Source organism: Enterobacter sp. CCUG 70166, assembly GCF_020224095.1.
GTDB lineage: Bacteria > Pseudomonadota > Gammaproteobacteria > Enterobacterales > Enterobacteriaceae > Enterobacter > Enterobacter intestinihominis.
Map to the genome: position 1 here is coordinate 1 of NZ_NRIQ01000092.1, position 11219 is coordinate 11219.

General features: G+C 55.6%; 14 protein-coding genes and 1 pseudogene. 4 read left to right on the top strand and 11 right to left on the bottom strand.

The annotated features are described in order from the left end of the window. Positions 1 to 781 precede the first annotated feature (781 nt). From CKK19_RS25050 to parM, 10 genes are all read right to left on the bottom strand, one after another. Positions 782 to 979, bottom strand: a complete 198-nt coding sequence (locus tag CKK19_RS25050) for a hypothetical protein (RefSeq protein ID WP_032656174.1) — start codon at positions 977 to 979, stop codon at positions 782 to 784. Positions 980 to 1021: 42 nt separating this feature from the next. Further along, positions 1022 to 1450, bottom strand: coding sequence for an antirestriction protein (locus CKK19_RS25055; RefSeq protein ID WP_063854399.1), 429 nt, complete (start codon positions 1448 to 1450; stop codon positions 1022 to 1024). Between the two features lie 354 nt (positions 1451 to 1804). Next, positions 1805 to 2227, bottom strand: coding sequence for a DUF1380 family protein (locus CKK19_RS25060; protein ID WP_032656179.1), 423 nt, complete (start codon positions 2225 to 2227; stop codon positions 1805 to 1807). 55 nt (positions 2228 to 2282) lie between these two features. Then, a complete protein-coding gene (locus tag CKK19_RS25065) occupies positions 2283 to 2504 on the bottom strand; it encodes a hypothetical protein (RefSeq protein WP_032656181.1) in 222 nt (73 codons plus the stop codon). Further along, positions 2501 to 3193 (bottom strand): DNA methylase, encoded by a 693-nt coding sequence (locus CKK19_RS25070; RefSeq protein ID WP_063854400.1) that lies wholly within the window; start codon positions 3191 to 3193, stop codon positions 2501 to 2503. Before CKK19_RS25070 ends, CKK19_RS25065 begins: the two co-directional genes overlap by 4 nt. Positions 3194 to 3503: 310 nt before the next feature. Further along, positions 3504 to 3971 (bottom strand): hypothetical protein, encoded by a 468-nt coding sequence (locus tag CKK19_RS25075; RefSeq protein ID WP_032655977.1) that lies wholly within the window; start codon positions 3969 to 3971, stop codon positions 3504 to 3506. Between the two features lie 354 nt (positions 3972 to 4325). After that, a complete protein-coding gene (locus CKK19_RS25080) occupies positions 4326 to 4565 on the bottom strand; it encodes a hypothetical protein (protein ID WP_225455264.1) in 240 nt (79 codons plus the stop codon). Further along, positions 4562 to 4825 (bottom strand): hypothetical protein, encoded by a 264-nt coding sequence (locus CKK19_RS25085; protein WP_032655980.1) that lies wholly within the window; start codon positions 4823 to 4825, stop codon positions 4562 to 4564. The genes CKK19_RS25080 and CKK19_RS25085 overlap by 4 nt, the downstream gene beginning before the upstream one ends. Positions 4826 to 4828: 3 nt before the next feature. Continuing rightward, positions 4829 to 5491 carry a plasmid partitioning/stability family protein gene (locus tag CKK19_RS25090; protein ID WP_032655981.1) on the bottom strand — a complete coding sequence of 221 codons (663 nt, stop codon included), beginning with the start codon at positions 5489 to 5491 and terminating at the stop codon, positions 4829 to 4831. Positions 5492 to 5493: 2 nt separating this feature from the next. Next, entirely contained in the window at positions 5494 to 6465 is a 972-nt protein-coding gene (parM, locus tag CKK19_RS25095; protein ID WP_080472841.1) for a plasmid segregation protein ParM domain-containing protein, read from the bottom strand. 231 nt (positions 6466 to 6696) lie between these two features. Between parM and umuD the strand changes: the two genes are divergently transcribed. The 3 genes from umuD to repE all read left to right on the top strand — a co-directional run bounded on the left by umuD (position 6697) and on the right by repE (position 9598). After that, on the top strand, positions 6697 to 7128 hold the full coding sequence (gene umuD / locus CKK19_RS25100; RefSeq protein ID WP_063854403.1) for a translesion error-prone DNA polymerase V autoproteolytic subunit: 432 nt from the start codon (positions 6697 to 6699) through the stop codon (positions 7126 to 7128). Continuing rightward, a complete protein-coding gene (locus tag CKK19_RS25105) occupies positions 7128 to 8399 on the top strand; it encodes a Y-family DNA polymerase (RefSeq protein WP_063854404.1) in 1272 nt (423 codons plus the stop codon). The genes umuD and CKK19_RS25105 overlap by 1 nt, the downstream gene beginning before the upstream one ends. A 443-nt stretch (positions 8400 to 8842) precedes the next feature. Continuing rightward, positions 8843 to 9598 (top strand): replication initiation protein RepE, encoded by a 756-nt coding sequence (repE, locus tag CKK19_RS25110; RefSeq protein WP_008502210.1) that lies wholly within the window; start codon positions 8843 to 8845, stop codon positions 9596 to 9598. A 300-nt stretch (positions 9599 to 9898) separates the two neighbouring features. On the opposite strand, the pseudogene CKK19_RS25115 reads toward repE, so the two are convergent. Then, positions 9899 to 10942: pseudogene (locus tag CKK19_RS25115) on the bottom strand (hypothetical protein); the annotation flags it as partial. Positions 10943 to 11012: 70 nt separating this feature from the next. Here CKK19_RS25115 and CKK19_RS25120 point away from each other — a divergent pair. Then, positions 11013 to 11219, top strand: a 207-nt coding sequence (locus CKK19_RS25120; RefSeq protein WP_057523976.1) for a transposase, incomplete at its 3' end; no start/stop codon positions are given.

Here is an 11219-nt window from a genome sequence, read left to right on the forward strand (position 1 = left end):
GTGTGTGCATCCTGGTTTTCTCCTGTGGTGATGGCTGGCCATCTCCCTGGTGAGTTCTCTCGCGGCAAAGGGCAAAGGAGCAACGGCGAAGGGAGGAAGGAAAGGGGCGGAGACTAAAGTTTTTGCGGCACGCAAAAAGTTTTGGCGGAGTGCATTTCACCCCTTGGATGACGACCCGACGGTGCTACGACCAGCCCTCCGCGTGAGGACGCACGGGGGATGGCTTCACCAGGGGAACAGGATGCACACACCCGACACGTCGGAACGGCGTGGCGCCATTAAAGCGACGGCATCAGCCGGCGCGGTGAAGGCGTTCCGGACGGCACGGCCGGAGAAGCCGCAGCCTTTGACCTTCGCCATCAGACCCTAGCCGTATGGCCCGAAACCCGGAGGGGTTCGGCGGAGCCCGGCGGGTGCGCAGCGGCCGCCCTGGCGGAGTGGGGCTCGACGACCGGACAGCAGCGCTGGCCGGGAGCCGAAGGGGGCCAGACTGGGGTTGATTTTTATTGTCGGAAATTTGCTGATCGGGTTTCAGAGCCAGTGGCCACGCCACGCCACGCCACGCCACGCCACGCCACGCCACGCCACGCCACGCCACGCCACGCAGGAGCGTATCCGTGACAAATTGCCCTCACAATGCTGTGCTTCAGCTTTGCTCTGACATCACACAAGGGCGAAGAGGGGTAGCGCCGCAGGCGCTTCCCCTGCCGCCCGTCAGCCCGCAGGGATGACAGGGTTTTTCGCGCGCGTACAGGCGGTGCATCAGCCCCGCCCTGCCGCATTACTGCCCGTCGCCCTGCCCGCCCTGGAGGATGAAGTGGCCACATAGATAGACCGCGCACTGGCGGGTTGCGGATTCGCAGATCTCATCCAGCACTTTCGCTGTGGTTACGGGGCAGAGTCCTAATTCGCGACGTCGCTCGTTAATGAGCGTTTTATACTGGCGCAGGATGCTGCGGGTTTCCGGTGACAGTTGCATGTTTTTATCCTTTAATCGGGCGGCATCGCCGCCCGTGGTCAGTCAGTCAAGGGCACGCCAGATGGTGGCGCTTTCCGGATGGGTATCAGCAAATGCCATAAGCTGCTCATAACGGCGGCAGAAGTGGCGGCACAGCTCCTCATGGTCATGGTTACTGTGATGCCAGCTCCGGTGATTCAGTACCAGCGCCGTGAGGATGATCCCCGCCACTTCCCCGCTGACAGTCTGCTCAAACCAGTTTTCCCGATTGCACAGGGTCAGGCTCTCCACGTCAGGCGCCATATATCCGCCGCCTTCCGGCAGCCGGTAAAACTGCCAGAATCCCCCCTGATACTCAGGGCAATAACGCCAGGCGTAGGCGTACACGGATGCCTCGGACGTCATAAAATCGCCGCCAAACAAATCAGGCAGGAAAGTCAGGCGCTGCGCACCCTCAAGACGAACAGCATCACAGGTCACGGTCTGGTTCATAGATCCTCCACGGTTAAAATATTCTCGGTTCCGGCATCGCCGTGACGACACGACAGACCGGCGAAAAGCGGAGGACACAGGGGCGACGCCGCAAGCCGCAGCGCAAAGCCTTCACGGGCTGAATGCACCGTGAAGGGTGCGAACGGGTGAGGACGGAGGCGTCAGCGAACCCTTGTGGCCGATGCGGCCGGGCTACAGTGAAGTCACGGCGCATGCCGTCACCGCACGGAGCTTCAGGGGAGTTTCATTGTCCCGACGTGGCCCGGAGGGCGGCGGCGGATAAAAGCGGAAGGTACTGACATCCTTTTCGCAGTGGATGGCCACCGGTTGCCGGGGCGTTACCCCGGCGTTCTCTCAGGCGGCCAGCGCCTCCTGTAGGGCGCGAACGTTATTCAGCTCCTTTCTGACGGATTCCGGCTCCTGCCGCCCGGCTTCCCAGGCTATACCGATCCGGTTTTCCAGCTCGCATTCATAGTTACGCAGGACGCGGGACAGGAGTACCGCCGGAACACTCACCTGACAGTTTGCCGCTTCGCGCTGGCGGGTCAGAAGCTCGCTGACGGTCTGATTATTTACCCCCTCCTGGCGGTATTGCGTCATTTTCATTTCACCGAGCGCCTTCATCACCTTCCGGATTTCAGCCCCGTCAGGTTCTGGCTGGGCTTCACGGCAGGCCACGCTAACCCCCTCCACCGTCCAGACCAGCAGGACCAGGAGTTCGTCAGACGTGAACATGTTTTCAAGATCTTCACAAAGTTCTTCGCGGGTTCCGTACATTGTTTTTTCTCTCTTGTAAGGGATTACAGGCCGGGCCTCAGCCCGGCAGGGTCAGTCAGTCCTGAAAGGTCTCGTCCAGCACCAGGGCTTCGCGGTAGGCTTCCAGAAGCAGGGTGTTGATCCGGCGCAGGGTCTGCGCTGCCATACGTTCAGTAAGCGTTGCCGCGTCGTGCCGGTGCTGCGATTCGAGGCGGTTCAGAAGCATCCGCACATCACACATGGCATTGCTGACCGCGGCCACGTCCGCGCGCAGGTGTTCAAGGCCCGGGTAATTCATGCTGCCTCCGGCCAGTCAGGGTAAAACGCGCCGTCATTGGCCGCCGGCATCCTTCTCGCCCGTTCAACCTGTGCCAGACGTCGGACGCCGGCGGCGTGGTACTGCTCAAGCATCTCGATCCCGATATAGCGGCGGCTGGCTTCGGCGGCGGCCACGCAGGTGGAGCCGCTGCCGGCGAACGGGTCAAGGACAATGGCCCCCGGACGCGTGAGCGATTCGATCAGCGGTCGCAGGCTCTGCACCGGCTTTTCCGTCGGATGGTGTCGGTTGCCCGTGTATTTCCAGGGGATCACGTCCGGGATGGGACGGTCCGGGGTTTGCGGCCTCCCCTTCGCCAGCAGGTAAGCGCTCTCGTGCGTGTAACCCACGAACGTCGATTTTGAGGCGTAGCTCTTGGCAAAGACGATATGGCCAACCACCCGGAAGCCGGCCGCTTTCCACGAATTCAGAAACAGATCCGCGCGATTCCAGGCATAGAAGCTCACCATAAGGCTGTCGTTTTTCAGCACGCGGTACATTTCATGACATGCGGGCTGGAGCCATTCGGAAGAGTTGTCCCCGGCCAGGGTGCGGCCGGTACGGTCTTTATAGCCAACCAGATACGGCGGATCGGTAAGAATAAAATCAACGGCACGCGCCGGAAAACGGGACATCACCTGCACGCAGTCACCCAGAATAAAACGGGACATAGACACACTCCTCTCTGATATGCGGCACCCTGTTGCGCCGTGCCGCCACAAAAACCCGGCGGAAAGCGGAGGGCGCAGGGGCGACGCCGCAAGCCGCAGCGCAAGCCTTTCACGGGCTGAATGCACCGTGAAAGGTGCGAACGGGTGAGGACGGAGACAACGTGAACCCTTGCGACCGCAGCGGCCGGGTTAGCGTGAAGGCACGGCGTTGAACACGCCGCCGGCTGGCGGCAATAAGGCGGAGGGAACCGACATCCTTAACGAATTGCATGGCTTCAGGACACCCCCTCCCCGGATGGTGTCCTTTTTTTCAGCGCCCCTTCACGTAGTCGATAGCGAACTGCAGCGTGTCCCAGTTAAAACCGATGCCTGCATCGTGGCTGTGGTCGCAGATACGCATGGCTTCTGCAATTTCCTCCTCTGTCAGACTGCCATCGAGCGACAGGAAATCATCTTCCAGCCAGAACGTCCCCAGACACAGTGCATCCGGTGGGTACTGCTTCAGCCTGGCGATGAGCCCTGCCACCGTCACATCATCACGACATGCCGCACGCGACGGCAGAACGCGATCGGCGATATCGTTCCAGCACCAGTCTTCCTCTTCCGGTACGGGTTCATGCAGGGTCTGTAATTCCACCCCCGGCAGCAGGGAGAGCTGCTCCAGAATCTCCCCCAGAGACAGCCGCTCTCCGCTGGCATCTTCACTCCCCAGGTAATGGTGGTTGATGTACACGGCAAACTCGCCGTTATCGAGTTCAATACAGGTCAGTCTGAACATGGTTGTGTCCTCAGCATCCGGCACCCTGTTGCGCCGTGCCGCCACAAAAACCCGGCGGAAAGCGGAGGGCGCAGGGGCGACGCCGCAAGCCGCAGCGCAAGCCTTTCACGGGCTGAATGCACCGTGAAAGGTGCGAACGGGTGAGGACGGAGACAACGTGAACCCTTGCGACCATAGCGGCCGGGTTAGCCTGAAGGCACGGCGTTGAACACGCCGCCGCTGGCGGCAATAAGGCGAAGGGAACCGAGTTCCTTTTTATTCAGGAGGAGGCAGAGGTTGAAACGAGGTAATGTCTGACGGCAGGTACAAGATATCAGCCTGCCGTTTTTAGTTCTGAAGTGAACGGGGCCGGATTTAACGATATTCTGGAGCCGCACCAATACGGCGCAGCGCCTCCTCTACTTCACGCACTCCAAAAATATCTTCCAGAGGAGCCTCCTTTCCCGTCAGGGAACAGACCGTTAAGGTCGAGTTCTTTGCAGTTACACGCTGTCGATAAAGCGCCTGCAGAGCCACAACGACCAGCGTGCGCTCATCACCAGTCAGTTCTTCAAGCTGCATACGGTTTTCCTTCAGGTTAATGTTCATATTCATCCCCGCCCCTTTGGTTTTTTGTCGTCAAACGCCAGGAGAACCCCGAGACCAATCAGCGAGGCGTAGCAGACCTGCATCATGATTGTCACCGGCAGGGATATGTTATCAGCCAGTACGCCAGGAATCACAACGGCGACACCAGCCAGTATCATTCCCCTGCCGGTCTTTTTGACCAGTTCCGGCCACTGAGATTCAGGCACGTTCCGGGCGCGCAGAAAGTTATGAATGCACTGCTCTGCCTTTTGTTTAATCACTGACATGTTTTAGTCTCCGAATGCCCGTCGCATATTTTTCTTTATCCTGGTCGCGTCACCGGATACCGGTGCGGCAGGCTCTGCTGGTTTCTTCGGTACTGCAGCCTTACTCACGCCAGCCGTACCGGCCATCTGCTGAACCAGAACCTGCAGCTCGCTGACCGTGCCGGGCGGTACCGGCATGCTGGCCAGCAGACGCGGCAGCTCCGGCGCGGTCGTATGCAGGGCCAGACCGGTGATAATCAGGTTTCTCAGCAGCTCTCCCCGCAGGCGGGATGACACGCCCGTCAGCACACGCTCAACCCGTTCACTGCTCCGGTCATCCTGAAGCGTCAGGGTGTAACGCCGGCGCTGGTATTCCGTCTCCGGTGACATGGCCAGAGCCGCCACGCCACCATCAGGCTCATCTGGAAGTCCTGAGAGTGAAGACCAGGTTCCGGATACCAGAGCCATCACGGCGCAAAGCCGGATGGCGCTCAGATGCCCGTCAAAGAACACCGGGATCAGCGCCGGTAAACGGGCATCCGTCTGGTACATCACCGCCCCGGCGGTGGCGGCGGTCCGGATGAAGTCACCGCGCAGGGGCTGTGAGATGGTGCTGATGGTCGCCATCGCCGCGATGTCGGTGCGATCGTCGCTGTGCAGATAGAAAGAATACTGGCCGTCCGGCACGTTTAGTCCTCTTTATTGTAAAGGGCAATCTCTCTGGCCAGCGCCAGCTGCGGATCGCCTATAACCTCAATACGGTCAGGAGCCAGAGGCCAGGCCTGACGGACAGCCTCTTCAATGAGGGATGCCCCTCCCCCGACCAGGAATACCCGGTTAACGTTCCTGAAGGCCGTCAGCTCACTGGTGACACGCGCACCCAGGGAAGTGATTGCCTCTGTAATTTTGTTCAGAACATCGTCGATTTTTCCGGCATCGTTGATCACACGCTGCAGATACTGACGATCATTGCGGTTGCGGATGACCGTGTCAGCAATAAGCGCGCTGGTTTCGCTGTCTGCAGCCCGCAGCGCGCCTGCAGCTGCGCGGGTGACCTGCGACACGCCGACAGACGGATTGCCGTGTACCGCACTGATATCGTCAAACTGTCCGACAATCACGCCGGCATCGAGCGTGGTTCCGCCGAGATCGATAATCAGGGTGGTCTCTGCGGGTCCGGGCTTCAGCTCCGCGAGACGGGAGAACGCCGCCGGCAGTGATTCCGGCATCACCTTCACGTCCGTTACGGTAAATGCCCTGCCCTTATTCAGAACCAGCTCACGCATCAGGTTTTCCCGTTTGCGTCGGATGTTCTCCTCGTTCCGCTGGCAGTCCCCGTCATAATACTCGCTCAGGGGCAGCGTCACGGTCAGGCTCACCGGCTGCGGCTCAAGCCCGCTGTTCAGAAGCGCATGATGCACGGCCAGCAGGTTGAGATCACCGTACTGATACTCCACGTTTGTTGTCGGGATGGCATCCCGGCTGACGCTGTCCCAGGTGTATTTCAGCGTGCCCACCTGATAGTTGAACGTTGCAGCACTGAACTCCGCCACTTTCCAGCCATGCCGGAAGGAGTTAGCAGAAACCCGGGTCTGCAGCTCGTTTCCTTCAAACCATGCCAGCTTAACATTAGTTGAACCATCATCGCAGTAAATATTCATCATTATGCTCCGTCAATTAAACTCAATTTGATACACATTATAAGAGCAAAATGGAAAAATAAAAGCCTTATTTCTCATTATGAGTAACACTAAAGAATCAAAATGATATTTACGAACATTTTGAGTAGCTTAGGTTACTCACTCTGTTCATGGCGCAGGCGATCTGGATTATCCTCACGCTGTTAAATATACTGTATAGATAACCAGTATATTTAGACGTCAGGAGGAAAGATGAAACTGCAGCTTTTCAGCACCGGGAAAGAACTCCCGCCACAGGCCCATCCGTTGTTTGCAGACCTTGCCAGCTGCGGTTTTCCCAGCCCTGCAGCTGATTATGTCGAGGCCGATCTGGATCTCCATGATTACTGCATACGGCATCCGAGCGCGACTTATTACCTCCGCGCAAGCGGAAACAGCATGGCTGACGGCAGCCTTTTTAATGGCGATCTGCTGGTTGTGGACAGTGCCGAGAAACCCCGGCACGGTGATATCGTCGTGGCCAGTGTGCAGGGAGAATTTACGGTTAAACGGCTTCTGCTGACGCCACGACTGACGCTGCAGCCGATGAACGCCAGCTGGTCACCGATTTATCCCGACCCGGATGAACTGGATATCTTTGGGGTCGTCACGCACATCATCCACCGCCCAAGGGAGATGTACTGATGTTTGCCCTGGCCGATGTGAACAGCTTTTATGCCAGCTGTGAACGTGTTTTCCGCCCGGATTTGAAAGGAAAGCCGATAGTCGTCTTGAGCAACAACGACGGAAACGTGATCGCACGCAGCGCCGAGGCGAAACCCTGGATCAAAATGGGCACCCCTTGGTTCCAGATAAAAAACGAGCCTTACCCGGAACAAATATATTTCTTTTCAAGTAATTATGAGCTTTACGCTTCAATGTCGGCGCGCGTGATGAGCTGTCTGGAGGAGCTGGCCCCCAGGGTGGAACAGTATTCGATTGACGAGATGTTCCTCGACCTGACCGGCGTGGAGCACTGCATGGCTCTGGAGGACTTCGGCCGCCAGCTGCGCCAGCACGTATATGACTGTACCCGTCTGACCATCGGAATTGGGGCGGCGCCTACGAAAACCCTAGCAAAATCAGCACAATGGGCTTCAAAGGAGTGGAAACAGTTTCGTGGTGTGCTCGCCCTGACCCGAGGGAATCCACAGCGAACGCGGAAACTGCTTTCACTGCAGCCGGTCGAAGAGATCTGGGGCGTGGGAAACCGTATTGCACGCAAGCTCAATGTTCTCGGCATCAAAACCGCGCTCGATCTGGCCCTGACGAACCCGGCCTTTATCCGCAAAAATTTCTCCGTCGTTCTCGAGCGAACAGTGCGCGAACTGAACGGGGAAAGCTGCATGTCGCTTGAAGAAGCCCCGCCCACAAAGCAGCAGATCGTCTGCAGCCGTAGCTTCGGCGAGAAGGTCACTGAATACGATTCGCTGCAGCAGGCTGTCTGTCAGTACGCAGAGCGGGCTTCGGAAAAGCTGCGCAAAGAGCGCCAGTATTGCCGGCATATTTCCGTTTTCATTAAAACGTCCCCGTTCGCCGTGAAAGAACCTTATTACGGCAACGTGGCCACGGAGAAACTGCTTACACCCACTCAGGACACCCGGGACATCATTGCGGCCGCCACTACGGCTCTGGAGCGTATCTGGAAGGATGGGCACCGGTATGCCAAAGCCGGTGTGATGCTGAATGACTTCACCGGCTCCGGCGTTTCGCAGCTGCAGCTGTTCGACGAACGTCCGCCACGTCCTCACAGCGCTGAGCTGATGAAGGTTCTCGATGGCATTAATCATTCCGGTCTGGGACAGGTCTGGTTTGCCGGACGAGGGATGGCACCTTCCTGGCAGATGAAACGCGATATGCTCTCCCCTGCGTACACTACCCGCTGGAAAGATATCCCCATAGCGAGGATCAGTTAAATTTCGTCTTTCAGAAAGAGCCAGTAGTGCTCGCCGCAGCCGAACGACAGGGCGGAGCCCGCGAGTGAGCGAGGAAGCACCAGGGAACTGCACTTACAAATTCTGCTTACGCTCGAAGCCTAATCGTTAGCTCGTTCAGGTTTATCCACTTATCCACGGGCATATTTTTATAAGATCTTTTTAAAGGGTTGTTAGGTTTACCTTTTTAGAATACCTCTCAGCCCTTTATTCATGCGGGTTTGAGAAGGATCTGTGTGACAATCTGCCCTTTCAGTGTGACAAATCACCCTCAACCTCCCTCTTAAAGTGTGACAGATTACCCTTAACCCTGTGACAAATTGCCCTCATGATTTGCTGTATTCCACAAAGTTATCCCAACCTGTTGACTCTTTTTCAATTAGTGTGACAATCTAAATTCCTGTCACACTTTACACGGACCTGTCATGACGGAAGTTGCGGTTATCAACCATAAAAAACGTAAGAATAGCCCGCGAATTGTCCAGTCAAACGAACTGACTGAGGCGGCATACAGTCTTTCTCGCGATCAAAAGCGTATGCTTTATCTCTTTGTGGACCAGATCAGAAAATCTGACGGTACGCTGCAGGAGCATGATGGGATATGTGAAATTCAGGTCGCCAAGTATGCGGAAACCTTCGGGTTGACCTCCGCCGAGGCCAGCAAAGATATCCGTCAGGCTCTCAAGGGATTCGCGGGTAAAGAAGTGGTCTTTTATCGGCCTGAAGAGGATGCCGGGGAAGAAAAAGGTTATGAGTCCTTTCCCTGGTTCATCAAACGTGCCCATAGTCCCTCCAGAGGGCTCTACAGCGTTCATATTAACCCGTACCTCATTCCTTTCTTTATTGGCCTTCAGAACCGTTTCACACAGTTCCGACTAAGTGAAACGAAAGAGATCACCAATCCCTATGCCATGCGCCTGTACGAGTCACTATGCCAGTACCGTAAGCCGGATGGCTCTGGCGTAGTATCCCTGAAAATAGACTGGATCATGGAGCGCTATCAGCTTCCGCAAAGTTATCAGCGTATGCCGGACTTTCGCCGTCGGTTCCTGCAGGCGAGTGTCGATGAGATTAACAGCCGAACGCCAATGCGCCTGTCTTATATAGAGAAAAAGAAAGGCCGCCAGACGACTCATATAGTCTTTTCTTTCAGCGACATAATGTCGATCACACCAGAGTGAACTTTGAGGGGGATTTGTCACAATTAGCAGGGTGGTTTGTCACACTAGAGTTAAAGCTCTCAGGGTGATTTGTCACAGAACAGTTTGCCTTCCTTTGCCCTGACTGGTTTTCAGGAACTAAATGGTGCCAATTTTGTGCTTTAAAAACACTTAATGAGGGCAATTTGTCACATTTAGTTCAGTGCAGCTTGTCACATCTCCCCTCAGCCTTGAGTGTCGTTTGTCACACTTAAGAGCGTCCTTTCCACTTCTGGCTGAGGGTGCATTGTCACTATTTGAATTCAAAACCGCTGCCTGTAACTATTGTTGCATTTTCCCTGCGCTAAAAATGTGTTTGAGCAGGAAGCTGTTAAATGTCCTGTCTGAAGGTTCTGGCCAGCCCGGAGGATCAGTTAAGAGCACACCTTCCTGTTCCATCCAGCTATGAGTTTGTAGTTTACGCTCGACATACTCCTCGGATTCAGAGCCCATTGTTTCAATGATGAAAGTGGTAACTGTGTTTTCTTTGCTCGGAACCACATTCAGTATGAAGTCAGGATGAATGACCTCCTCCACTCCATTCTTAGTGCTTTTAGACGTGAAAAGTGGCTTGCTGAGGCTGATCGCATCTGGATGATTTTCCTGACGGCCAGCATAGCTGCTGGCGTTTATAATTACCTTCAGTGTATCGCGCTCTTTGTTGCTATCCACAGGCACCGGATTATCAAGCGTATACGCGGCATGCGCATAGCCCTCATGGCAGTAAACCTTGCCATCCCTACCTCTGCGGTATTCCAGAATTGCCCAGTATGGAGCCCGACTGCCTGTGTTGTAGGTGCTTTCTCCATTGATACTGACTCGGGCTTCAGGCCTATGGATAAAAGTATTACTCCGAACGCTAAAGGTTACTTCTTCCCGATTGGCATCGGTCGCAATACCAATGATATACACGCATGCCTCCTTATCACTGCTATCAGTCTGCAGTGAAACTTCTAGCTGAGTCAGCATGTCGTTAATCCGTTCGAGGGACAACCAGGGCGCGCAACTGAACAGCATATTAAGCTGTGTTCCATTGCCCATTGTATGTTCATCCAGAACTTCTTTTATTCTATTGACCGAACCGACTAACCCCGGACTTTTATATTCAGGTACTAGTTCAAGTTGGTTCAGGCCAGCTGCCTGAATGAGAGTCAGCAATTTTCGGCCCAGAGCCGGAATGGGTTTAAGAGTTTTGCGTCGACGCTTACGGGGCACTACCGGCCCTTCCACAGCGTTGATTTTGGTGTCTTTCTTCTTGTCGGGTAACCAGTCATTCCCGCCAACCGGATTTAGTGGGCTGGTTTTTCCTTCAGTGATAGTGTTATTGACCTGCTCCCCGTTGATTAGTACACCCCGATGTTAGTAATGTCTTCATAAGCCACATGAGGACATCCCCATGAAGAAGCGTTTTTCCGACGAACAGATCATCAGTATTCTCCGCGAAGCCGAAGCTGGGGTACCCGCCCGTGAACTCTGCCGCAAGCATGCCATTTCCGATGCCACGTTTTACACCTGGCGTAAGAAGTATGGCGGTATGGAGGTGCCTGAAGTTAAGCGCCTGAAGTCGCTTGAGGAAGAGAACACCAGACTCAAGAAGCTGCTT